The sequence below is a fragment of the Hydrogenophaga sp. GW823-FHT04C09 genome, assembly GCF_058796355.1.
Map to the genome: position 1 here is coordinate 145,870 of NZ_JBXAIO010000009.1, position 23,526 is coordinate 169,395.

Annotated in this window: 23 protein-coding genes; 4 read left to right on the plus strand and 19 right to left on the minus strand. The window is 69.0% G+C overall.

The features are described from left to right. Positions 1-22 precede the first annotated feature (22 nt). On the minus strand, positions 23-1,246 hold the full coding sequence (phnA, locus tag AC1Q9M_RS22315) for a phosphonoacetate hydrolase (RefSeq protein WP_382321138.1): 1,224 nt from the start codon (positions 1,244-1,246) through the stop codon (positions 23-25). Positions 1,247-1,360: 114 nt separating this feature from the next. On the opposite strand from phnA, the gene AC1Q9M_RS22320 reads away from it, so the two are divergent. Then, positions 1,361-2,254, plus strand: a complete 894-nt coding sequence (locus AC1Q9M_RS22320) for a LysR substrate-binding domain-containing protein (protein WP_382321136.1) — start codon at positions 1,361-1,363, stop codon at positions 2,252-2,254. Positions 2,255-2,261: 7 nt separating this feature from the next. Here AC1Q9M_RS22320 and AC1Q9M_RS22325 read toward each other — a convergent pair whose 3' ends face one another. From AC1Q9M_RS22325 to AC1Q9M_RS22405, 17 genes are all read right to left on the minus strand, one after another. Then, on the minus strand, positions 2,262-2,990 hold the full coding sequence (locus AC1Q9M_RS22325; protein ID WP_382328674.1) for a sulfite exporter TauE/SafE family protein: 729 nt from the start codon (positions 2,988-2,990) through the stop codon (positions 2,262-2,264). Positions 2,991-3,105: 115 nt separating this feature from the next. Beyond that, a complete protein-coding gene (locus tag AC1Q9M_RS22330; RefSeq protein ID WP_382321133.1) occupies positions 3,106-4,578 on the minus strand; it encodes an AMP-binding protein in 1,473 nt (490 codons plus the stop codon). A 9-nt stretch (positions 4,579-4,587) separates the two neighbouring features. Then, on the minus strand, positions 4,588-5,565 hold the full coding sequence (locus tag AC1Q9M_RS22335) for an NAD(P)H-dependent flavin oxidoreductase (RefSeq protein ID WP_492435812.1): 978 nt from the start codon (positions 5,563-5,565) through the stop codon (positions 4,588-4,590). A 6-nt stretch (positions 5,566-5,571) separates the two neighbouring features. Next, positions 5,572-6,363 (minus strand): enoyl-CoA hydratase-related protein, encoded by a 792-nt coding sequence (locus AC1Q9M_RS22340; protein WP_382321129.1) that lies wholly within the window; start codon positions 6,361-6,363, stop codon positions 5,572-5,574. A 144-nt stretch (positions 6,364-6,507) separates the two neighbouring features. Continuing rightward, positions 6,508-7,329 (minus strand): ABC transporter ATP-binding protein, encoded by an 822-nt coding sequence (locus AC1Q9M_RS22345; RefSeq protein ID WP_382321127.1) that lies wholly within the window; start codon positions 7,327-7,329, stop codon positions 6,508-6,510. Then, positions 7,326-8,558 carry an ABC transporter substrate-binding protein gene (locus AC1Q9M_RS22350; protein WP_382328439.1) on the minus strand — a complete coding sequence of 411 codons (1,233 nt, stop codon included), beginning with the start codon at positions 8,556-8,558 and terminating at the stop codon, positions 7,326-7,328. The genes AC1Q9M_RS22345 and AC1Q9M_RS22350 overlap by 4 nt, the downstream gene beginning before the upstream one ends. Positions 8,559-8,598: 40 nt before the next feature. Further along, positions 8,599-9,828, minus strand: a complete 1,230-nt coding sequence (locus AC1Q9M_RS22355; protein WP_492435815.1) for an ABC transporter substrate-binding protein — start codon at positions 9,826-9,828, stop codon at positions 8,599-8,601. A gap of 40 nt (positions 9,829-9,868) precedes the next feature. After that, a complete protein-coding gene (locus AC1Q9M_RS22360; protein ID WP_492435817.1) occupies positions 9,869-10,918 on the minus strand; it encodes a branched-chain amino acid ABC transporter permease in 1,050 nt (349 codons plus the stop codon). Next, complete coding sequence (locus tag AC1Q9M_RS22365) at positions 10,918-11,802, minus strand: branched-chain amino acid ABC transporter permease (RefSeq protein ID WP_492435819.1); 885 nt, start codon at positions 11,800-11,802, stop codon at positions 10,918-10,920. Before AC1Q9M_RS22365 ends, AC1Q9M_RS22360 begins: the two co-directional genes overlap by 1 nt. A gap of 4 nt (positions 11,803-11,806) precedes the next feature. After that, on the minus strand, positions 11,807-13,747 hold the full coding sequence (locus tag AC1Q9M_RS22370) for an AMP-dependent synthetase/ligase (protein WP_492435821.1): 1,941 nt from the start codon (positions 13,745-13,747) through the stop codon (positions 11,807-11,809). Beyond that, positions 13,744-14,532 carry an ABC transporter ATP-binding protein gene (locus tag AC1Q9M_RS22375; RefSeq protein WP_492435823.1) on the minus strand — a complete coding sequence of 263 codons (789 nt, stop codon included), beginning with the start codon at positions 14,530-14,532 and terminating at the stop codon, positions 13,744-13,746. The genes AC1Q9M_RS22370 and AC1Q9M_RS22375 overlap by 4 nt, the downstream gene beginning before the upstream one ends. Then, positions 14,525-15,577, minus strand: coding sequence for a CaiB/BaiF CoA transferase family protein (locus AC1Q9M_RS22380; protein ID WP_492435825.1), 1,053 nt, complete (start codon positions 15,575-15,577; stop codon positions 14,525-14,527). The genes AC1Q9M_RS22375 and AC1Q9M_RS22380 overlap by 8 nt, the downstream gene beginning before the upstream one ends. Further along, positions 15,577-16,728, minus strand: a complete 1,152-nt coding sequence (locus AC1Q9M_RS22385; protein WP_492435827.1) for an acyl-CoA dehydrogenase family protein — start codon at positions 16,726-16,728, stop codon at positions 15,577-15,579. Before AC1Q9M_RS22385 ends, AC1Q9M_RS22380 begins: the two co-directional genes overlap by 1 nt. 2 nt (positions 16,729-16,730) lie before the next feature. Beyond that, positions 16,731-17,561, minus strand: a complete 831-nt coding sequence (locus AC1Q9M_RS22390) for an SDR family NAD(P)-dependent oxidoreductase (protein ID WP_492435829.1) — start codon at positions 17,559-17,561, stop codon at positions 16,731-16,733. Between the two features lie 35 nt (positions 17,562-17,596). Continuing rightward, positions 17,597-18,004 (minus strand): MaoC family dehydratase, encoded by a 408-nt coding sequence (locus AC1Q9M_RS22395; protein WP_291120917.1) that lies wholly within the window; start codon positions 18,002-18,004, stop codon positions 17,597-17,599. Between the two features lie 15 nt (positions 18,005-18,019). Beyond that, complete coding sequence (locus AC1Q9M_RS22400; RefSeq protein ID WP_492435831.1) at positions 18,020-18,460, minus strand: MaoC family dehydratase N-terminal domain-containing protein; 441 nt, start codon at positions 18,458-18,460, stop codon at positions 18,020-18,022. Next, the gene (locus tag AC1Q9M_RS22405) at positions 18,457-19,647 is read right to left on the minus strand and encodes a lipid-transfer protein (RefSeq protein WP_492435833.1); all 1,191 of its coding nucleotides are present in this window, start codon (positions 19,645-19,647) and stop codon (positions 18,457-18,459) included. The genes AC1Q9M_RS22400 and AC1Q9M_RS22405 overlap by 4 nt, the downstream gene beginning before the upstream one ends. A gap of 210 nt (positions 19,648-19,857) precedes the next feature. Here AC1Q9M_RS22405 and AC1Q9M_RS22410 point away from each other — a divergent pair, with 210 nt between their 5' ends. Continuing rightward, complete coding sequence (locus AC1Q9M_RS22410; RefSeq protein ID WP_492435835.1) at positions 19,858-20,790, plus strand: AraC family transcriptional regulator ligand-binding domain-containing protein; 933 nt, start codon at positions 19,858-19,860, stop codon at positions 20,788-20,790. A gap of 257 nt (positions 20,791-21,047) precedes the next feature. Continuing rightward, on the plus strand, positions 21,048-21,575 hold the full coding sequence (locus tag AC1Q9M_RS22415; RefSeq protein ID WP_492435837.1) for an NYN domain-containing protein: 528 nt from the start codon (positions 21,048-21,050) through the stop codon (positions 21,573-21,575). Here the strand turns inward: AC1Q9M_RS22415 and AC1Q9M_RS22420 are convergent. Then, a complete protein-coding gene (locus AC1Q9M_RS22420) occupies positions 21,545-22,432 on the minus strand; it encodes a LysR family transcriptional regulator (protein ID WP_492435839.1) in 888 nt (295 codons plus the stop codon). The two genes, AC1Q9M_RS22415 and AC1Q9M_RS22420, sit on opposite strands and share 31 nt — an antisense overlap. Before the next feature lie 101 nt (positions 22,433-22,533). On the opposite strand from AC1Q9M_RS22420, the gene AC1Q9M_RS22425 reads away from it, so the two are divergent. Next, positions 22,534-23,517, plus strand: coding sequence for a Bug family tripartite tricarboxylate transporter substrate binding protein (locus AC1Q9M_RS22425; RefSeq protein WP_444687135.1), 984 nt, complete (start codon positions 22,534-22,536; stop codon positions 23,515-23,517). Positions 23,518-23,526 lie beyond the last annotated feature (9 nt).

Here is a 23,526-nt window from a genome sequence, read left to right on the forward strand (position 1 = left end):
GAACGCACCGATGGCCAGTGGCCTAGGCTGTGTGGTTCAGCGCCAGGTCAATGACGTCAAAATTCCGCAGCCGCCGTTGCGGCACGCCCGTGAGCACGCGGTTGAAGAGAAGGGGAACGCGTTGCTCGGACAGCCCGCCGTGGGAGCGCAGCGGCACCGTGAGCCCCGACAGGTCGTGCTGGCTGCTCGAGGTGCCCAGCACCGACAGCCGGTGGCTCAGCACCACCAGATCCCCGATGCGGTCGGGCGGCAGCTCGAAGCGGGCGGCGGCGCTCGCCCGGTCCAGCACGTCTTCCACCTCGGGGATCCGCAGCAGCTGTTGCTGGATCGCGGGGATGTCCGCCGGGTTCGACACATAGACCGTGGCATACGAACCCAGGGCGCCGTGATGCACCACGTACGGGTCGGTGATCGGCAGCAGCACGCGGGCCTTGCCCAGGCCGGCGGTGCGGTCCAGCAGGTCCTGCAGGAACACGATGTTGGGCTTGCCCAGCGCATCGCTCTTCGCGTTCATGCCATGGTCCGCGGTGATGCCGATCACCGCCCCGAGCCGGTCCAGCTCCTGCAGGTAGCGGTCCATCATGGCGTAGAAGCTGTTCGCGCCTTCGGTGCCCGGCGCGAACTTGTGCTGCACGTAGTCGGTGGTCGACAGGTACATGAGGTCCGGCCGCTCGGTGCGCAGCAGCATCACCCCCGCCGCGAACACGAACTCCGAGAGGTCCGCGCTGTACACCGACGGCAAGGGCAGGCCGACCTTGGCCAGCACGTCCTCGATGCCGTTGTCTTTCAGGGTGGCCTGGTCGGCCTTCTCCGCGGAGAAGCAGATGCCCTGGAGCCCGTGGCCGAGCAGGCTGCGAAGCTTGTCCTTGGCCGTGACGACCGCCACCGTCCCCCCGGCCTGCGCGAGCTGCGCCAGGATGGTCGGCGCGCGAAGGTAGCGCGCATCGTTCATCAGCACCTCGGCGTTCTGCTCGGGATCGAAGAAGTAGTTGCCGCAGATGCCGTGCACGCTGGGCGGCGCGCCGGTGACGATCGACAGGTTGTTCGGGTTCGTGAAGGAGGGCATCACGCAGTCGCCCGACAGCACGGTGCCCCCTTGTGACAGCCGGGCGAAGAAGGGCGCATGCCCCGCCTGCACGGCCTGGTTGATGTACTCCTGCTCACAACCGTCGATGCAGACGATGACGGTCGGTGTGCCAGGGGTGTTGTAGGTGCGCTGGTTGACGGTGAGGGTGGCTGTGTTCATGGGTCGAAGCTTATTTGGATAGATAAACTGACACCATCGATAAATAATCGTCTTGCCGTGAGTAAAAATCACGGATCAAATGGTTTCCGTCCCCACCCACCTGGCCCGCCCAACATGCCCCACCAGCTCCCGCCCCTCAACGCCTTGCGCATCTTCGAAGTGACGGCACGCGCCGGCAGCTACACCGAGGCCGCGAAAGAACTGAACCTCACCCACGGTGCGGTGAGCCGGCAGATCCAGCTGCTGGAGCACTCGCTGGGCCAGCCCCTGTTCCGCAAGGAAGGCCAGCGCATGGTGGCGACGGGACATGCCAAGGCCTTCGCGCGCGAGATCAGTGCCGCGTTCGACCACATCAGCGACGCGTCCCGGCGCTATGGCAAGAACGCCGCGAGCAAGGTGATCCGCGTCAACGCCCCGGCCACGCTGGCGATGCGCTGGCTGATCCCGCAGCTGGCGGAGTTCCGCGCGCGCCATCCCGCCACCGAAGTGCGCATTTCCACGGCCTTCAGCCACGACCCGGTCCTCAAGGGCAGCTTCGATGTGGCCATTCGCCGGGCGCCCGGCGACCAGACGCAGTTCGAGGTGGCGCCGCTGTTCACCGAAAACACGACCGTCATTGCCAGCGCAACGCTGCTCCGGGGGCGCGCGCTGAAAACGCCGCGGCATCTGGAGAAGGCGGTGCTGCTGTCCACCGAGTCCCGGCCTGGCGACTGGGAGAACTGGCTCGGCGCGGCGGGTTGCGCGGACCTGCGCCCGATGCAGACGCTGCGCTTCGACCACTTCTTCGTCACGCTGCAGGCCGTGGTCGACGGCATGGGGTTCGGCATCGGCACCTTCCCCACACTGGCGGCCGACGTGGAGCTCGGCCGGCTGGTCACGCCGTTCCCGCGGTGGCAGGTGCCGGGCAGCGCCTACTTCGTGCTGGTGCCACTGGACTCCGACAAACCCAAGCACCTGCGCGAGTTCCTCGCATGGCTGCACGCCGCCAGCGAGCGTGCCGCGCAGTAGCCGCGGCCTAGTGGTTGGCCACGGCGCTCCAGAGCATGGTGCCGCCCGCCACCAGCAACAGGCCATCCATGAGCAGCCGGAATCTCTCCGCGTCGAGCTGGCGGACGTAGCGCTTCGCGATGAACGCGCCGGCCATCAACGACGATCCGATCACCAGGCCCTTCGCCACGGACGCCAGGGGCAGCCCGCCCAGCGTGCCAAAGGCCAGCGTCTTGGCGGCATAGACACCCAGTGAGCTCATCGCCTCCGTGCCCAGGTACGCCCCTTTGACCAGTCCGTGCGCCAGAAAGAAGGGCGCGTTGATGGGACCGGTGCTGACGACGATGCCTGTCAGGAAGCCGATGCCCAGGCCGACCAGGGCCAGATGCCAGAGCCGGAGCACCAGGGCCTGGCGCGCCATCCAGCGGCGCAAGGGGATCATGGCGAGGAAAAACAGGCCCATCACCGCCTCCACGATCCGGCCTGGCAGGACCAGCAGCGTCGCCGCGCCGAGTGCCGCGGCGGGCATGCCGGTCGCGCTGTAGACGCCGACCACGCGCCAGTCCACCTCCCGCCACCAGGCGGCGACCCGCGAGGCGTTCGCCATCATCGAAGCGATTGCCATGATGGGCACGGCCTCGCGCGGCCCGAACACCAGCACCAGGGCCGGCATCAACATGATGGAGGTGCCGAAGCCGACGACGCCGCCCACCGTGCCGGCCACCAGCCCGAGCACGAGCACCAGCGTGAAGTCCATGGACATGGGATCTGAATGAATGAGGGTTGTCGGGCTGGGCAGAACTGTAACCAGCTTCCGCGCGCCGCAGGGTGGCCCGACCCCGGCGAGCCCTCGAAGCACCGGCAGGCGCTGCTCAGGTCCGCGCCACGCGTTCCAGTGGCGCGGGCCCGAAGCTCACGCGCTGCGGCCGCTTGTAGCGCGCCAGCCGCTGTTCCACGAAACCGATCAGCTCGGCTTCGGTGGCCGTCGCGCCGGGCTTGAGCGCGCAGGCCGCGTGCACGGCCTCGCCCCATTTCTCATCCGCCCGGCCGAACACGAAGGCCTCGGCCACGGCCGGATGTTCGAGCAGCACCTGCTCCACCTCGGCCGGGTAGACGTTTTCACCGCCGCTCTTGATGAGTTGCTTGTGCGCCGCGCGGCCGGTGAACCACAGCCAGCCGTCCCCATCGAGGCGGCCCAGGTCGCCGGTGCGGTGCCAGGGGTCGGCGGGCTTGAAGGGGCGTTGCTGCGCCACGTCCCAGTAGCCCAGGAACACCGTGGGGCCGCGCACCGCGATCTCGCCTTCCACGCCGGCGGCCACGGGCTGGCCGGCCGCGTCCTGGATGCGGATCTGCGAAGGCGGCACGGCGCGGCCGGCGGCGCCGGGGCGCTCGCTCTGCAGGCCCAGGCACACCATGCTCGACACCTCGGCCTGGCCATAGGCCGACCAGAAGCCGGCGCCCGGGCACAGCGCGGCCAGGCGCTCCAGCGTGGCCGGGGGTTCCAGGCCCATGCCGATGCGCAGGCTGGCCAGCGAAGCGCCGCTGGCCTGGGCCGCGTCGAGCATGGCGCCGAGCATGGGTGCGAAGGTGGCGCTCACGGTGACCTGGTGTTGTTCCACCGCCGCCACGGCGGCGGCCGGGTCGAAGCGCGGCAGCAGCACGCAGGTGCCACCCGCGGCCAGCAACGCGAGCGAGAGGCCGATGCCGGCCGCGTGGAACAGCGGCAGCACACCGAGCCAGCGGTCGTCCACACCGAGTGACCACACCTCGCCGATCTGCCGGGCCGAGGCGGTGAGCTGCGACTGCGCCAGCACCGCGCCGCGCGCGTGGCCTTCCACGGCGGCGGTGAACAGCATGACCGCGCCGAGTTCCGGCGCGTCCCGCCGTGCCACCGGGGGCGCGGTGGGCGGGCCGGCGACGGCGAGCGAAGGCCAGTTGGCCGCGCCGAGCACCGCCGTGGGCACGCCGGGCATGCCCTCGGGCCAGGCCGCCTGCCACAGGGGCGCGCAGGCGGCGTCCACCACGGCCAGCACCGGCGCGGCGTCGCGCGCCTGCTGGGCCATTTCGGCCGGCGAGAGCCGCAGATTCAGCGGCACCAGCATCGCGCCCAGCCAGGCCACCGCGCCCAGCATCACCAGCACCTCGGCGCGGTTGCCGGCGATCAGCACCACGCGGTCGCCCTGGCCGACACCCAGGGCCGACAGCGCGGCGGCCTGCCGCTGCACGGCCTCGTAGAGCATGGTGTGGGACTGCGGCGCGCCGTCGTCGATCACGGCGGGGCGGTCGGCGTGGGCCACGGCGTTGTGCGCGAGCAGGTCGATCAGCGTGGGCAGGGCGGAGGTCATGGCGTCATCCTAAAAACGGGAGGGGCCGGCGGGTGCGAAGCCCAGGCCGCGCTGGCGCGCGGCATCGAATTGGCCGGCGAGTTCGTCCACCAGCGCGGCGACGGGCAACACGCCGTGCACGCCGGCCACCGAGTGGCCGGCGCTGAAGAGTTCGGTCCAGCGCCGGGGGCGTTGCTGGGTGTCGCGGGTGCCGTACAGCTCGGCGGCGTCGGCTTTCAAGGCGCTGGCATCGAGCGCATCGGGGTCGAGGCCCGCATCGACGAGGGAGGCGCGCAGCCAGTTCACCGGCAGCCCGGTGAACGCGCTGGACGGCACGATGTCGTCCCAGCCCGCGTCCACCAGCATGCGCCGGTGGGCCTCGCTGGCCAGGCTCTCGGGCGTGGCGATGAAGCGCGTGCCCATGTAGCCGAGGTCGGCGCCCAGGGCCTGCGCGGCCCACAGCGCGTGGCCGTCGCTCAGGCCGCCGGCGATCACCAGCGGGCCGTCGAACAGCGCGCGCAGCGAGCGCACGCCGGCGAAGGGGCTGACCCAGCCGGTCTGCCCGCCCGCGCCCGCGCACAGCAGCACCAGGCCGTCCACGCCGGCGGCCAGCGCCTTCTCGGCGTGCGCCAGCGTGGCCACGTCGGCGAACACGCGGCAGCCCGCACCGTGCAGCGGCTCCACCAGCGCGGCCGGCGAGCCCACGCTGGTGATCACGAGTTCCACCTTCTCGCGCAGCACGCAGGCCAGGTCGTCGGCGAGCGTGGCGCTGCGCACGATGAGGTTGACGGCGAAGGGCGCGGCCTTCGTGGTGTCGCCGATGGCCTCGCGGATGCTGGCGATCCACGCCGCCAGTTCACCGTGCCGGCGGCAGTTGGCGGCCGGGAAGGCCCCGATCACGCCCGCACGGCAGGCGGCCGCCACCAGCGCTGGCCCGGACACGTGCAGCATGGGCGCCGCGATCAGCGGCAGCCGCAGGCGCGTGCGCCATTCGGCGGGCAAGGCCATGGCGACTCAGCGGCCGGTGAACGTGGGCGCGCGCTTGGCCACGAAGGCCGAGGTGCCTTCGCGCGCGTCGGCGGTGCGGGCACAGGCCTTGAGCAGCTGCTGCTCCAGCGAGAGGTAGGCCTGCAGCGAGAGCGCGGGGCCTTCGAGCGAGAGCCGCTTCATGGCCGCGAGCGAGGCCGGCGCCGAGGCGCACAGGCGCTGCACCAAAGCCTGCGCGGCGGCCTCCAGTTCGGCGGCGGGAAACACCTGGTCCACCGCCCCGGCGGCCAGGCATTGCGCGGCGTCGATGGGGTCGCTGAGCATCAGCCACTGCTGCGCGCGCACCGGGCCCACGCGCCGCGCCAGGAAGTAGGAGGCGCCCACGTCGGGTGAGAGACCGATCGCCGCGTACCCCGTGCGCAGCTTCATGGTGTCGCTGGCGAGCACGAAGTCGCCGCACAGCGCCAGGCCCACGCCCGCGCCGCCCACCGGGCCGCCCACCACCGTGACGATGGGGCAGGTGGCCTGCGCGAGCTTGAGGTAACCCGGCAGCAGCTCGTCGAGGATCTCGTCCACCAGCTCATCGAGCCGGTCGCCCGCCTTCACGAATTCGCGGATGTCGCCACCCGCGCAGAAGATCGGCCCGCGCGCCTCGATCACCACGGCGCGCGGTTGCCCCGCGAGCACCTCGTCGATGGCGCGCACCAGCGCGGGCGCGTTCGACGGGCCCAGCGCGTTGTTGTGTTCGGGCCGGTTGAGCACGATGCGCCCCACGCCCTGGCTGTCCACGTTCCACTCGATGCCATTCATCTCTGTCATGGTGTTGTTCCGTTTGTCCAGCGCATCGAAGCACGACACGCAACGCTTGAAATGCCCCCTCCAGAGATGCCGCCGATCTGGCTTCGCCAGTCGGCAGGCATCGCCCCCAGGGGGTGACGCCGAAGGCGGCGCGGGGGGTGGGCGTCAGCCCAGCCATCTCTTTCTCCGGCGGTAGTGTTTGACTTCGCGGTAATTGCGCCGCTCGCCGCTGGCCTGGTGGCCCAGGTAGAACTCCTGGATGTCCTCGTTGGCGCGCAGCTCGGCGGCCGTGCCTTCGAGCACCACGCGGCCGTTTTCCAGGATGTAGCCGTGGTCGGCCAGCTCCAGCGCGGCCTGGGCGTGCTGCTCCACGATCAGCAGCGACACGCCCTCGGCGCGCAGCTTGGCCAGCAGGCCGAAGATCTCGCTCACCATCATGGGCGCCAGGCCCAGCGAGGGCTCGTCGATCATCAGCAGCTTGGGTTGGGCCATCATGGCGCGGCCGATCAGCAGCAGCTGCTGTTCGCCGCCCGAGAGGTAACCGGCGGTGCGCGTGCGCAGCTCGGCCAGGCGCGGGATCAGGCCGTAGACCCGTTCCAGGCCGTCCTTCACATCGGCCATGCGCGTGAGCCGGTGCCCGCCCACCACCAGGTTCTGCTCGGCGGTCATGTGGCGCAGCACCTTGCGGCCTTCGACCACGTGCACCACGCCGTCGGCCACCATCCGCTCGGCGGACGCGCCGGTGATGTCCTGGCCCAGCATGCGCACGTTGCCCGAGGCGACGCGGCCTTCCTCCACGTCCAGCATGCCGGAGATGGTCTTGAGGGTGGTGCTCTTGCCGGCTCCGTTGGGGCCGAGCAGCACGGTGCAACCCCCCGAGGCCACGGCCAGCGTGATGCCTTTGAGCGAAAGGATCACGTCGGCGTAGAGCACCTCGACGTTGTTCAGGGCGATCAGCGGTTCCGACACGGCGCTGCTCTCGCTCACCACTTCGCCAGCTTGGGCACCGGCACGCCCCGGGCCACGGTGGTCAGCTTGCCGCCCACCACCTGGCCGATGTTGACGCGCGGGTCCTTGATGGGGAAGGGGGCTTCGACCGAGAAGTCGATGTCGCCACCGCCGGTGAAGCCGAAGAAGTCCTTGGCCGGGAAGTGGGTCTCGATCAGCGTGTTGTAGAGCATCTCGCCGGTGAGCTTGTCGCCGCCGTTCTTCTTCGCCGCCGCCTCCACCGCACGCACCAGCACCAGGGTCTGGTTGATGCCGATGGTGGTGATCGAGTGCCAGGGCGCCTTCACGCCGTACTTGGCCACCAGCATGTCGTAGAACTTCTTGGCCTCGGTGTCCTCGTCGGTGGCGATCACGCCGGCGTGCACCTCGTAGTCCCCGTCCATGGCCGACAGGCTTCCGAGCAGCTTCTGCAGCATGGCGGGCGAGTTCTGCAGGCTGTAGACGATGGGCACGTTCTTGCCCAGGGTCTGCATGGCGCGCTTCACCGCCACCGCCTGCTGGATGTTCGACGGCACCAGCACCACCTCGGCACCGGCGTTGAGCACGCGGCGCAGCTGCAGCGTCACGTCGGCCGGCTGGGGCTCCACGTACACCATCTCGACCAGGGTCACCACGTTGGGGTTGGCCTTGGCGTAGGCGATGATGCCCTTGCCCATGTCGGCGAAGGTGGGCGAGGCCTCGGTGGTGAACATCGCCACCTTGACCGGGCGGCCCGGGGTCTTGGTTTTCTGGAACCAGTCGATGAAGCCGGAGACTTCATGCACGAAGGTCGGCCGCGTGGCCAGCACCCACTGGTTGGGGCGCCAGCCGAAGCCGTTGGCCGCCGAGCCCAGGATCATGGGCACCTTGTCGGTGGGCAGGCGCTGCTGCAGGGCCGAGGTGTCGGGTCCGCCGAGCGACAGGCCGATCACCGGCTTGGTGGCCAGCACGCCGGGCCACAGGCTGGCGGTCTGCGCGGTGTCGTAGCGCGTGTCGTAGGTCTTGAGCTCGAGCTTCACGCCCAGCTTGTTGCCCACCTCCGCGTTCCACCAGTTCACCACCCCTTCGCGGCCCGGGCCCACCATGGGCATGATGGCCGCGAACGGGCCCGAGTAGTCGGACAGCGCGGGGATCTGGTACACGGTCTGCGCGCTCGCGGGCGCGATGGCCGAGGCGGTGATGCCCGCCAGCAGGGCGGCTTGCGCGGCCCAGTGTTTCAGTGCTTTCATGACGTCTCCTGGTTGGAATGAAGGTTGGCGGAAAAGGGGCTCACCACTTGCCCAGCCTGGGCACGGGCACGCCCTTGGCCACGGTGGTCAACTTGCCACCCACCACCTGGCCGATGTTGATGCGCGGGTCCTTGGTGGGGAAGGGCGCCTCCACCGAGAAGTCGAGGTCGCCGCCGGTGAGGCCGAAGAAGTCCTTCGCGGGGAAGGTGGTCTCGAGCAGCGTGGTGTAGATCAGTTCACCGCTGAGCTTGTCGGGGCCGTGCTTCTTCGCGGCCACCTCGATGGCGCGCACGGCCAGCAGCGTCTGCGTCATGCCGAGCGAGGTGATGGCGTGCCACGGCACCTTCATGCCGTGCCTGGCCACCAGCAGGTCGTAGAAGCGCTTGGCTTCGGTGTCCTCCTCGCTGGTGATCACGCCGCCGTGCACCTCGTAGTCGCCTTCCATCGCGGCCATGCTGCCCACCAGCTTCTGCAGCATGCCGGGTGAGTTCTGCAGGCCGTGCACGATGGGCACGTTCTTGCCCAGGGCCTGCATGGCGCGCTTCACCGCCACCGCCTGCTGGATGTTGGTCGGCACCAGGATCACTTCGGCGCCGGCGTTGAGCACGCGGCGCAACTGCAGCGTCACGTCGGTGGGCTGCACGTCCACGAAGACCATCTCCACCAGGTTCACCAGGTTGGGGCTGGCCTTGGCGTAGGCCGACACGCCCTTGGCCATGTCGGCGAAGCTGGGCGAGGCCTCGGTGGTGAACATCGCCACCTTCACCGGGCGGCCCGGGGTCTTGGTCTTCTGGTACCACTCGATGAAGCCGGTGATCTCGTGCACGAAGGTGGGCCGGGGCGTGAGCACCCACTGGTTGGGGCGCCAGCCCGAGCCGTTGGCCGCCGAGCCCGAGATCATCACCACCTTGTCGGTGGGCAGGCGCTGCTGCAGCGCGGCGGTGTCGGGCCCGCCGGCCGAGAGGCCCACCAGCGGTTTGGTGGCCAGCACGCCGGGCCACAGGCTGGCGGTCTGCGCCGCGTCGTAGCGCGTGTCGTAGCTCTTCACCTCGATCTTCACGCCCATCTTCGCGCCCACCTCGGCGTTCCACCAGGTCGCCACCGCCTCGCGGCCGCCGGCCATCATCGGCATGATGGACGAGAACGGCCCGGAGAAATCGGACATCGCGGGCACCTGGTACACGGTCTGCGCCGTGGCCGGCAGGGCCGCCGACAGACACAGCCCGGCCACGGTGGCGGTGCGGGCCGCCCAGCTCTTGAGTGTTTGCATGTTGTCTCCTGTTGTCGTGATGGGTGCCGCCCCCTGGCGGTCAGTACGGGAACGGCCAGAGTCGGTACGCCTGCTTGGTGATCTGCACGCGGTGCATCACGCCCTTGGGCTCGAAGAGCAGGAACAGAATGATCACGGTGCCCAGCAGCACGTTCATGGCGGCGAAGACGAAGTCCTGCCCCACGGCGGGCACCCACTGGATGACGCTCGGGCCCAGGCTGGTCACGCCCTCGCGCGCCAGCTGGATCAGCACGGTGCCGATCAGCGCGCCGACGATGGAGCCCAGGCCGCCGACGATCATCATGGCGATCATCCAGATGGCGTTGAACAGCGTGAACTGCTCCACCGACACGTGGCGCAGCGCCACCACCCACAGGCCGCCGGCCACGCCGGCGTAGAAGGCGCTGACCAGGAAGGCGCGCGCCTTGGTGGCGGCCACGGGGATGCCCATCATGCCGGCGGCCACGTCGTCGTCGCGCACCGCCTCGAAGCTGCGGCCGTGGCGCGAGCGCACGATGCCGAAGGCCCCGATGGTCATGACCACCAGCACGATGAACGAGAAACCGTAGATCGCGCGGTCGTTGTTCAGCGAGATGCCCAGGGCGGTGGCCGACTCCACGTGCAGGCCGCCCGCGCCGCCCAGCCAGGCCTGCGGCAGGTTGAGCACCAGGAAGTGGAACAGCGCCTGCGCCGCGATGGTGGTGAGCGCGAGGTAGAAGCCCTTGATGCGCGCCGCCGTCAGGCCGAACATCACGCCGAAGAGGGCCGCGCCCGCGCCGCCGATGAGCAGCGCCGCGAGCGCGTCCCACCCGGCCGACATGGCCAGCGCCGCGCCGTAGGCGCCCACGCCCATGAAGGCCGACTGCCCCAGGTTGATCTGCCCCGCGTAGCCGGTGCAGATCTGCAGGCCGATCACGGCCACGGCGGTGATGAAGGTGGTGTAGCCGATGCTGACCCAGCGGTCCGAGGCCCACCAGGGCAGCGTGGCCAGCACGAGCAGCAGGGCCAGCAGGCCCACCCACTGCGCGCGCGTGCGGATCAGGGAGCGGTCGCCCGCGTGGCTGGTAAAGAAAATGCCGGACGGGTCCATCACACACGCTCCACATGGCGCCAGCCGAACAGGCCGGTGGGGCGCACCAGCAGGATCAGCAGCATGAAAACAAAGGGCACGATGGACGAGGCCGAGCCGCCGATCGCAGGGTCCACATAGGCCGCCACCAGGGCCTGCACGATGCCGACGATGGCACCGGCCAGGATCAGCCCGCCGATGGATTCCAGGCCGGCGAGCAGCGCCACCGGCAGCGCGGCGAGCGCCACGTCGGCCGTGCCCACCGTGAGCGAGCGGCCGCTGAGCAGCACGATGGCGCCGGCCGTGGCGATCACCGAGCCCATCATCCAGGCCAGGGTGACGGCGCGCTTGACCGAGATGCCGAGCGAGATCGCCGTGGTCGGCTCTTCCGCCACGGCGGTCAGCGTGAGGCCGGCGCGGGTGCGGTTGAAGAACCACGACATGCCCACCGTGACCACCAGCGTGAGGATGGCGCCGATCACCAGCGACGAGGGGAAGATCATGTCGCCGACGATGAAGGGCGTGGGCGGCAGCAGCACCGGGAACTGGCGGTCCGCTGCGCCCCACACCACCAGCACGATGCCGCGGATCAGGATCACCAGGCCGATGGTCACCATCACCATGGAGAACACCGACTCGCCCACCAGCCGCTCGAAGAACAGCCGCTCGATCAGCCAGCCGTAGACCAGCGCGCAGACGAAGGCCAGCGGAATCGCCAGCCAGGGCGGGAGGTTGGCGCCCAGCGTGAGCGTCCACACCGCGTAGGCACCGAGCATCATCAGCTCGCCCTGCGCGAAGTTGAACACCTTGCTGGCGCGGTAGATCACCATGAAGCCCAGCGCCAGCAGGGCGTAGATCTGGCCTTGCAGGAAGCCGTTGAAGAGGTAGTTGAAGAAGTCGGTCATGGGGTCAGGTCTCCTGGGCGCGCGAGGCCGGCACATGGCCGGTGGTCACGTCGGCGCGCAGCACGCCAGCGCGGCCGTCCTGGTAGCGCACGGGGATTTCGATGGTCGTGCCGGGCCGGTTGTCGTACATCGCGTCGATCAGCGCGCCGTAGCGCTGCTCGATGAAGTCGCGCTTGAGCTTGCGGGTGCGGGTGAGCTCGCCCTCGTCGGCGTCCAGCTCCTTGGGCAGGTTCACGAAGTGCTTCAGGCGCGCGGCCTCGGGCAGCGTGCGGTTCACGCTCGCGATCTCCTTGGCCACCTGGGCCAGCACCTCGGGGCGCTGCGACAGGTCGGTGAAGGTCGTGAACGACACGCCGTTGCGCTCGGCCCAGCGGCCGAACACCTCGCCGTCGATGTTCACCAGCGCGGTCACGTGCGAGCGCGTCGGGTCGCCCACCACCATCACCTCGCGGATGTAGGGTGAGAAGCGCAGCCGCACCTCGATGAACTGCTTGGAGAACAGGTGGCCGCCCTGCAGCCGGTTCATGTGCTCCACGCGGTCGTAGTAGATGAGCTCGGTGCCGCTGGGCCCCTGGCCCACCGCGTCGCCGGTCTGGAACCAGCCTTCGTTCATCTTCTCGGCGCTCTTCTCGGGCTTGCCCCAGTAGCCCGAGAAGCCCGCGCCGCCGCGCACCTCCAGCTCGCCGCCATCGGTCACGCGCCACTCCATGGGCACGCCCCAGGCGCTGGCCATGGCCACGGTCTCGCCGATGGTCTCGGCGTTGACGCGCTCGCCCTGGTGCACCGTGATCAGGCCGAACTCGCTGCAGCCGTACACGTTGCGCAGCATCACGCCCATGGCCGCGAACAGGCGGAAGATGTCGGGCGCCACCGCCGCGCCGCCGGTGAAGGCGATGCGCGCGCGTTTCAGGCCCAGCTGCTCGCGCAGCGGGCGCAGCACCAGCGCGTCGGCCAGCGGCAGCTGGGCGCGCACCCACCACGAGCGCGCGCGGGTGTCCATCTGGTCCGCGCGCGCCAGCTTGCCGATGCGCAGGCCCCAGTCCACCACCTTCTGGCGCCAGGGCGCGGCGTCGAGCATGCGGGCGTGCACGCGCGCGGCCAGGCTTTCCCACTGGCGCGGGCCGAAGAACACCATCTCGCAGGCCAGCTCGCGGATCGCTTCCTGGATCTGGTCCGGCCGCTCGGCGAAGTTCACGCGCAGCGGGCGCATCAGGCCCATGGTCACGCCCACCCACTGCTCGGTGGCCCACGAGAGCGGGATGTACGACAGGTACTCGCCGCCCTCGGGCACCTGCATGGTCTGGCCGATCAGCTCGGCGTTGTGCATCAGCGAGGCGTGCGTGGTGATCACACCCTTGGGCGCGCCGGTGGTGCCCGAGGTGTAGGACAACACGGCGATGTCGCTGGCCTGGCCCTGCATCACCGACTGCTCGAACCAGGCCGCGTCCTCGGCCGGCGCGCGGAACGCGTCCCAGCCCAGCAGGCCTTCGTGCCGGTACGACCACAGGCCGCCCGACTCCCACCACACCACGGTGTGCAGGCCGCCGTGGCGCGCCATCACGGGCAGCACCTTGTCCACCTGCTCCTGGTCTTCGGCGAACACGCAGACCGCTTGCGCGTCGGCCACGATGTAGTCCACCTCGGCTTCCGCCGCGTCGGGGTAGAGCGCCACCACCTTGGCGCCCACCGCCATCGCGGCCCACTCGGCCCAGTACAGCTCGGGCCGGTTCTCGCTCAGCAGCACCACGGTCTGGCCGCGCTGAACACCACGGGCGCGAAGGCCCAGGGCCAGGGCGCGCACTTCGTCGCGCACGTCGGCCCAGCTGAATTCGTGCCACACGCCGTCGCGCTTGTGGCGTTGAGCCACCTCGCTGCCGCGCGTGGCGGCGTTGTGCAGCAGCCATTGCGGCAGGGTCTGCGGGGTCTTGTTGGGGGTGGTGCTCATGCGTGGGCCCCCAGGTAGGCCGAGATCACGTTTTCGTCCTTTTGCACGGCGGCGGGCGAGGCGTCGGCGATCTTGCGGCCGAAGTTCAGCACGATCACGCGGTCGGCGATGTCCATCACCACACCCATGTCGTGCTCCACCAGCACCACCGGGATCTGCCGCGATTCGCGGATGTCCAGGATGAAGCGCGCCAGGTCTTCCTTCTCTTCGCTGTTCATGCCGGCCATGGGCTCGTCCAGCAGCAGCATGCGCGGCTCCATGGCCAGCGCGCGGCCCAGGTCCACGCGCTTGCGCATGCCGTAGCCCAGCGTGCCCACCGTGTGGTGGCGCAGGTGCTCAAGTTCGAGAAAGCCCAGGATCTCCTCGGCCACGGCGCGGTGCGCCACCTCTTCGCGGTGCGCGAAGGGGTAGTAGAGGAAGGCCGTGGTCAGCGTGCTCTTCATGTGCATGTAGCGGCCGACCAGGATGTTGTCGAGCACGCTCATGTGCGGCAGCAGGTGCGTGCCCTGGAAGGTGCGCGCCAGGCCGGCCTGGGCCACGCGGTGCACCGGCCAGCGGCCGATGTCCTGGCCCTCGAACCGCACCGTGCCCGTGCTCGGGCGGTAAAAGCCCGAGAGCACGTTGAGCAGCGAACTCTTGCCCGCGCCGTTGGGGCCGATGAGGGCCACCAGCTCCTGGTGGCCGATGTCCACCGAAATCTCGGACAGCGCGGTGACGCCGCCGAATTTCAGCGTGAGGTCGCGCGCCTCCAGCATGGCGGCGTGGGAACGCCGGGCTTCAGTCATGGGTAGGGACCTCTTGCAAGGGGGTGAAGCGGGGAGCGGCGCCGGTGCGGCGTTCGCCCGAAGGCGTCTGCGCGTACAGGCCGCGCACCACGTTGTGCGGGTGGCGGGCGGCCTCGTCCAGCGTGAGCACCGGGGCGAAGCAGGCGTCCGTGCCTTCGAGCAGCTCGCACCAGTGCTGGCGCGGTTGCGTGAGGAAGAGGGCGCGCACGCGCTCTTTCAGGGCCGGCCAGGCGGCGGTGTCGAACTGGGCGGCCGGGTCCACGTCGGCGAGGCCGAGCTTGTGCACGAGCAGCGCGTAGAACTGCGGCTCGATCGCGCCCAGCGTGACGAAGCCGCCGTCCGCGCAGCGGTAGACGTCGTAGAACGGCGAGTCGTGGAACACGCTGGGCCGGTCGTTGCCTTGGCCGCCCAGGCCGCCGGTGCCGGCGATCCATTGCGCCAGGCCGCCCAGCATGGCGACCACGTCCACGATGGCGGCGTCCACCACGCAGCCCTGGCCGCTCTGGCGCGCCTGCAGCACGCCGCTGACGATGCCCAGCGCCAGGCCGAGTGCGCCGCCGGCATCGCCCAGCACCGTGGGCGGCGACACGGGCAGCTGGCCGTGCACCGCCGAGAGCGAGAGCATGCCGCTGAGCGCGACGTAGTTGATGTCGTGCCCGGCCGCCTGGGCCAGCGGGCCCTGCTGGCCCCAGCCCGTCATGCGGCCGTAGACCAGCCTGGGGTTCACCGCCGCGCAGGCCGCGGGGCCCAGGCCCAGGCGCTCCATCACGCCCGGGCGGTTGCCTTCGATCAGCGCGTCGGCGCTGGCCACCAGGCCCAAGGCCTGGGCCACGTCGTTGGCGTGCTTGAGGTTGAGTTCGACCACGGTCTTGCCTTCGCGCAGCGGCGGTTGCCCGCCGCCCGAGAGCTTGTCGACCACGGACGAGGTGCCGGGCCGCGCGATCACCGTGACGCGCGCGCCCAGGTCGGCCAGCACCCGGCCGCACAGCGGGCCGGGGCCGATGCCCTCGAACTCGATCACGTGCAAGTGGTTCAGCGGTTTCATCAGCCGAGCACCTTGCGCGCGATCAGGTCTTTCATGATCTCGTTGGCGCCGCCGTAGATGCGCTGCACGCGCGAGTCGGCGTAGAGGCGCGCGATCGGGTACTCGGCCATGTAGCCGTAGCCGCCGAAGAGCTGCAGGCATTCGTCCGTCACCTTGCCTTGCTGCTCCGAGCACCACCACTTGGCCATGTAGGCGGCCTCGTTGTCCAGCGTGCCGTCCAGCTGGCGCTGGATGCAGTCGTTCACGAAGGTGCGCACCACGTGCGCCATCGTGGCGCACTCCGCCAGCTTGAAGCGGGTGTTCTGGAAGTCGGCCAGCGCCTGGCCGAAGGCCTTGCGCTGCTTGGTGTAGTCCACCGTGAGTTCCACCGCGCGCTCGATCACCGCCGCCGCGTTCACCGCGAGCAGCAGGCGCTCGTAGGTGAGCTGGCTCATCAGCTGCTTGAAGCCTTCGCCTTCCTGGCCGCCGAGCAGTTGCGAAGCCGGCACGCGCACGCCGTCGAACGAGAGTTCGGCGGTGTCCGAGGCGTGCTGGCCCAGCTTCTCCAGCCGCCGGCCCACGCTGAAGCCGGGCAGGTTCTCGGTTTCCATCACGATCAGGGACACACCCTTGGCACCGGCCTCACCCGTGCGCACCACCACCACCAGCAGGTTGGCGGTGAAGCCGTTGGTGATGAAGGTCTTGGCGCCGTCCACCACGTAGTGGTCGCCATCGAGCCGGGCCTTGGTGCGGATGGCCTTCAGGTCCGAGCCCGCGCCGGGCTCGGTCATGGCGATGCCGGCCAGCATCTCGCCGCTGACGAGCCTGGGCAGCCAGCGCTGCTTCTGTGCTTCGGTGCCGTAGTCCAGGATGTAGTGCGAAGCGATGGAGTGCACGCCGGTGTTGGCCGGGATCTCCTGCTTGGAGAGCTCGTCCTGCACCACCAGCTGGTAGGCGATGCTCGCGCCCGGGCCGCCATAGGCCTCGGGCATTTCGGGCAACAGGAAGCCCAGCTCGCCCAGGGCGCGCCAGGACTCGCGGGGGATGAAGCCCTGGCGGCGCCAGGCATCGAGCTTGGGTGCGAGCTTGTCCGCCACGCAGCGGCGGACTTGCTCACGGAACGCTTCGATGTCGGCGTCCATCCAGGCGTGCTGGTGCAGGCGCGGCAGCATGCTCACATGCCCGTGAGGCCGCCGGAGCAGATCAGCGTCTGGCCGCTGACGTAGTCCGACTCGGGGATGCAGAACAGGTACACCGAGCCCGCGGCCTCTTCCGGTGTGCCGCCCCGGCCCAGGGGAATGGTCTGTTCCATCATCGACAGCAGGCCGGGGTTCACGCCCACCTTGATGTCGCGCCCGTCGATGTTCGTGGTGGCGCCGTCGGCGGTGCTGCCGGTCAGCCGCGTCTTGATGAGGCCGAAGGCCACGCAGTTCACCGTCACGTTCATGCGGCCCCATTCCTTGGCCAGCGCCTGCGTCACGCCCATGATGCCGGCCTTGGCCGCCGAGTAGTTGGTCTGGCCCACGTTGCCGAACACACCGGCCATGGACGAGATGTTCACCACCTTGCGCACCTTGCGCACGCCGCTGTCCGTCTCGGCCTTGGAGAGGGCGCGGATCACCGGCTGCGCCGCGCGCAGGATGCGGAAGGGCGCGGTGAGGTGGCAGTCCATGATGGCGTACCACTGCTCGTCGGTCATCTTCTGGATCACGTTGTCCCAGGTGTAGCCGGCGTTGTTGACGATGATGTCCAGGCCCTTGAAGTTCTCCACGGCGGTGCCGATGAAGCGCTCCGAAAAATCGGGCGCGGTCACGCTGCCCACGCAGGCCACGGCCTCGCCGCCCAGGGCCTTGATGGCCTCCACGGTCTCCTGCGCCGGATCGGCGTCGAGGTCGTTGATCACCAGGCGCGCGCCGTCCTGGGCGAGCTTGAGGGCGATTTCACGGCCGATGCCGCGCCCCGAGCCCGTGATCAGGGCCACCTTGCCGTCGAGTTTCTTCGTCATTGCGTTGTTTCCTCTTGCTGTCTTGAATGCGTTGTTCAGGCGAGCGCGACGATGGCCTCGCCGACGATCTTGTTCTGGCCGTATTGATTCGACGAGCTCACGGCCACGCGCGCGCAGGCCTCGCCGTCGCGGTCCAGCAGTTCCACCACCTCGCCGCTGCAGGTGATGGCGTTGCCCAGGTGGGTGATGCCGGCGAAGCGCGCGTCGTACTGGCGCAGGCGCGCCTGCGGCGCCCATTGCGTGATGAGCCGGCCCACCCAGGCCATGCCCAACATGCCTTGCGCAAACACGTCGGGCATGCCCGAGCGGCGCGCGAAATCCAGGTCGATGTGGATGGGGTTGTGGTCGCCCGAGGCGCCGCCGAAGAGCGCGAGCGTGGCGCGGTCCACCGGCGGAAGTTGCAGGGCGGGCAGGCGGTCGCCGACCTTGATCGATGCGGTCATGGTGTTCTTTCCCTTTCAGTGGCGAACCACAAGGACGGTGCGCAGCTCGGCGACCAGTTCGTCGCGCTGGTTCGTCACCTGCGAATCCTTGACGGCGAATTCCAGCTTCCCGCCCTTCTTGTCGTAGATGTCGGTGATGGTCGATTGCACGGTCACCGTGTCGCCCGCGCACACCGGCTGGAGGTAGCGGAACGACTGCTCGCCGTGCAGCAGTTTGGCCAGTGGAATGTCCAGGTCGGCCAGCAGCTGGTCGTTCGCGCCGCTGTCCAGCTCGGCCGCGAACAGGAAGGTGGGGGGCGCCGGCACGTCGGCGTAACCGGCGGCCTGGGCCGCGGCCAGGTCCACGTAGACCGGGTCCTTCTCGCCGATGGCCTTGGCGAAGAACTGCAGGCGTGTGCGGTCCACCGTGAGCACCGAGGGCTTCAACCGGTGGCCGATGAATTTCCTGTCGATCATGCGGCCACCTTTTCGTACATCGTCACCACGCAGGCGCCACCCAGGCCCAGGTTGTGCTGCAGCGCGATGCGCGCGCCTTCCACCTGGCGCTTCTCGGCCTGGCCGCGCAGTTGCTGCACGAGCTCGGTGCACTGCGCCAGACCGGTCGCACCCAGTGGATGGCCCTTGGAGAGCAGACCGCCCGAGGGGTTGGTGACGACCTGGCCGCCGTAGGTGTTGTCGCCGTCTTCCACGAACTTCTGCGCGCCGCCGCGTTCGCACAGGCCCAGGGCCTCGTAGCTCAGCAGCTCGTTGTGCGCGAAGCAGTCGTGCAGCTCCACCACCTGCACGTCGCGCGGGCCCAGGCCGGCTTCGGCGTACACCTGCTCGGCGCAGGCCTTGGCCATGCTGAAGCCGACCACCTCGCGCATGTCCTTCGCTTCAAAGGTGGCCGGGCTGTCGGTCGTCATCGCCTGCGCGCGGATGCGCACGGCGGTGTTCAGGCCGTGCTTCTTCGCGAAGGCTTCCGAGCACACGATGGCGGCCGCCGAGCCGCAGGTGGGCGGGCAGGCCATCAGGCGCGTCATCACGCCCGGCCACATCACCGGCGCGTTCATCACGTCCTCTTCCGTCACCACCGTGCGGAACAGCGCCAGCGGGTTGTTCGACGCGTGGCGGCTCGCCTTGGCGCGGATCTTGGCGAAGGTGTTCAGCGGCGTGCCGAACTCCTGCATGTGCGCCAGGCCCGCGCCGCCGAAGTAGCGCAGCGCCAGCGGAATCTCGCCATGGCCCACCAGCTCTTCCGTGGCGTCGTCGAAACGCTCGAAGGCGCTCGCGCGGTCCTTGAACACCGAGCCGAGGGCGCCCGGGTTCATCTGCTCGAAGCCCAGCGCCAGCACGCAGTCGGCCGCGCCGCTCATCACCGCCTGGCGTGCGAGAAAGAGGGCGGTGGAACCGGTGGAGCAGTTGTTGTTCACGTTCACGACGGGGATGCCCGTCATGCCCACCTCGTACAGCGCGCGCTGGCCGGCGGTGGAGTCGCCGTACACATAGCCCACGTAGGCCTGCTGCACCTTGGCGTAGTCCAGGCCCGCGTCGCGCAGCGCCGCGTGCACCGCCTTGGCGGCCATCTGCGGATAGGGCTCGCTCGCCCCGGGTTTGGTGAACGGCACCATGCCGACCCCCACGACATACACGTCTTGCTTCATGAACGGTCCTTTGTGCGATGGGGCGGCGGCCCCGAAAAATTGGTCAGAAGACGGGGCGGATGCTAGGCTCCGCCCCATTTCCTAGCGATAGCCGAACACCCTGAAACCATGGCAAAAGACCTCAAACACCGAAAACCTCGGGAAAACCCGGGGGCCTTCATTGCCCCTGTTTTCGTGTTCGGCATGCTCTCCGGGCCGGAAAGCCGGGGCATGAACATGGATGGCTATCTACGTCAAGTCGGGGTGGACCCGCATGCCCTGCGCCAACCCGGCCACCCGGGCGTCACGCCCATGCAGTACGTCGCGCTCTTTTATGCGCTGCTCAACGACATGAAGGACGAATGCATGGGCCTGTTCTCGCGCCCGTTCAAGCCCGGCAGCTTCGCGCTGACGGCGCGCGAAGGCCTGTCCGCGCACGACCTGCGGCGCGCGCTCAAGCGCATGAGCGCGGCGCTCAACCTGCTGCAGGACGACATCTTTTTCTCGCTGCAGGTCAACGGCGACGAAGCCGGCCTGCACATGCAGACCATCGCCCCCGACCACGCCACGCCCGTGTTCGCGCAGGAGACCATGGTGCGCGTGCTCTGGCGCCTGGCCGCCTGGCTGCTGAACGCGCCGCTGCCCATCACGCACTTCGACTTCAGCTACCCCGAGCCCGACGGCCAGGAGGGCTACAACCTCGTGTTCCCCGCGCCCCGGCGCTACGGGCAGGCGGCTTTCGGTTTCTGGTTCAAGGCCAAGGAACTGGACACCCCGGTGAGCCGCGACGAGCCGGCCCTGCGCGTGTTCCTCACCGACGCGTACACGCAGGTCATTTCGCCGCCGCGCGACTTCGGGGCCGTGGCGCAGCGGGTGCGCAACCACCTCATGCGCAGCTACCCGCAATGGCCCTCGCTGGAGGCCGTGGCCGAACACCTGCACACCTCACCATCGAGCCTGCAGCGGCACCTCTCGGCCGAACACACCTCGCTGCAATGGCTCAAGGACGACCTGCGGCGCGACCTCGCGATCTCGCGCCTGTCGTCATCGCGCGTGTCGCTGGTGCAGCTGGCGAGCGAACTCGGCTTCAGCGACAGCCCGACCTTTCAGCGCGCGTTCAAGAAGTGGACGGGAAAACACTGCGGGGCGTATCGGCGGCGCTGAACGCCGAAGCTATACTTCTTTCGTCGTACAAAAGTGCGATCAGGATTGGCGTCCTGCTGACAGCTTGCGTTTTGAGATGGCTGCAATGTTTCGGCGTTGCGGCCATCATCTTCTTCGTCTGTGCTTTCCTTTTATGGTGGCCCGGATGGGGAGACGCAAGTCTCGCCGATGGTGCAAGCTGTCTCGGTACGCCAACCTGTTCGGGCCACCGCCACCTCAAAAGGGTGGTGGTGGAACTCATCGCAACAGGAAGGCCCATGAAGCAAGCACCGTTCTTTTTCCCCCGACCGCTCCGACTCGCGTTGCTGATCGACGCCGAGAACATGAGCTGGACATGCTGCGAACCCGTGATGAAGCTGGCGGCCGAACGCGGCCACCTGCTCATCCGCCGCGCGTACGCCGACTGGACCAACCCGCACGTCGCTTCCTGGCGCAAGGTGCTGGAGGCCAACGTGATCCGGCCGGTGCAACAGTTCCACTACCGCCACGGCAAGAACGCCAGCGACTCCGCGTTGATCATGGACATGATGGAAATGCTGCTCGCCCCACAACGCAAGGTGGATGGTTTCTGCATCGTGTCATCGGACAGCGACTACACGGGCGTGGTCACCCGCGCCCGTGAAGCCGATGTGCCGGTCTATGGCTTTGGCCGGCAAGATGCCGCGAAGAGTTTTGTGGCGGCTTGCAATGGGTTTGCGTTTCTGGATCACGGGGCCGATGACAGACACGATGCCGCTCGCTCGCCCAGTGCGAGCTACAGCGACCCGCCCGCCCAGTTCTCCTGAAGAAATTCCAGCAGCGCCTTCACCCGCGCCGTGCCCATCTTGCGGCGCGGCACATAGGCCTTGAACCAGTTTTCCTGCGGCTCGTGTTTGGGCAACAAGGGCACCAGCGTGCCTTTGGCCAGCTCGGCCCCCGCGATGTAGCGCGGCAGCAGCGCCACGCCCAGGCCTTGCAGCGTGGCGCGCAGCACGGTGCGGTTGTCGTCGGCGAGCAGGCGCGGGTGCACGTCGACCGTCACCACGCCGCGCGCGCTCTGAAAGGCCCAGCTGGTGCCGGTAGGCGCGAAGGCGATGCAGGCATGGTCTGCGAGGTCGCGCGGGTGCGTGGGGGTGCCGCGTTCTTTCAGGTACGCCGGCGCCGCGCACAGCACTGGTTGCACGGGGCACAGCGGCACGTCCACCACGCCTTCGTAGCTGGCGGCGCGCCCGCTGATGGCGAGGTCGAAGCCGGCTTCGGCCGGGTTGGTGGAGCGGTCGACCAGCGACAGCTCCAGCGTGATGCGCGGGTGCGTGGCGAGGAAGGCGCAGAACACGTCGCCGAGCTGCTCCATGGTGAGTGTGGTGGGGGCCATCACGCGCAGGTGGCCTTCGGGTTTGCCTTCGTCGCGCCGCACGGCGTGCAGCAGGTCCTCGAACTCGGCCACCACGCCGGCCGCGCGCAGGTGCAGCCTTTCGCCGGCTTCGGTCAGCGTCACCTTGCGCGTGGTGCGCTCGAACAGCCGGGCCTGCAGTTCGGCCTCCAGCTGGGCGATGCGTTTGGCCACCACCGAGGGCACCACACCGAGCTGCCGCGCGGCTTCGGAGAAGCCGCCGCAGCGCACGACCTCGACGAAGGTGCGGATGTGGGTGGTGGTGTCCATTTGTTCTTTAAAGAGTCAAGTGATAACCAAAATTGAGTTCAATTATCTTTGATTCAGATCAATAAAATTCGCCTGCCCCATTCGAATCCCAGGAGACAGACATGAAGAGACACCAGTTCCTCGGCGCGTTGCTGGCGGGCGCCGCCGTCCACCTGCTGCCCGGTGCCGCGCTGGCGCAGAGCGGCTACCCGGCCCGGCCGATCCGGATCGTCACGCCGTTCCCGGCGGGCCAGGGGCCGGACGTGCTCTTGCGCAACCTGGCCGAGAAATTGGGGCCGGTGCTGGGGCAGCCGGTGCTGATCGAGAACAAGCCGGGCGCGAGCGGTTTCGTGGCCTTCCAGGCAGCGCGCCTGGCGCCGGCGGACGGCTACACGCTGGTGCACATGGACAGCTTTCACATCGGCACGCAGCCGCACCTGTTCAACAAGCTGCCCTACAGCGCCACGCAAGACTTCGAGCCCGTCACGCCGCTGGTGCGCAACTACTTTTTCGTCGTGGTGCCCACGGCCTCCAAGTGGCAGAGCATGGGCGACCTGATCGCCAGCGCCAAGGCCAAGCCCGATGGCGTGACGTATGGCTCCTGGGGCGTGGCCAGCCCGGCGCACCTGGGCGGCCTGATGCTGGAGTCGGCCACGGGCACGCGCATGACGCACGTGCCGTACAAGGAGTCTTCGCAGCTCTACACCGGCGTGGCCAATGGCGAGCTGGACTGGGCGATCGGCTCGGCAGCCTCGGCCGGCGCGATGCTGCAGGCGGGCAAGGTGCGTTTCCTGGCCGCCGCCGCGCCCACGCGCATCGCGGGTTACGACAAGGTGCCGACCGCCGCCGAAACCGGCGCGCCCGCGCCGTGGGCGGTGGGCGGGTGGAACGGCCTGCTCGCGCCCAAGGGCACACCCAGGGACATCGTGGCCAAGCTCAACGAGGCCATCGCCAAGGTGATGCAGACGCCGGACATGCGCAGCAAGCTGACGCTGTTCACCTACGAGCCTTACACCATGTCGCCCGCCGAGATGGGCAAGCTGATGGAGCAGGAGGTGGCGGCCTGGGGCCCGTTGATCCAGAAGTCCGGCATCAAGCTCGACTGAGGCTTGGAC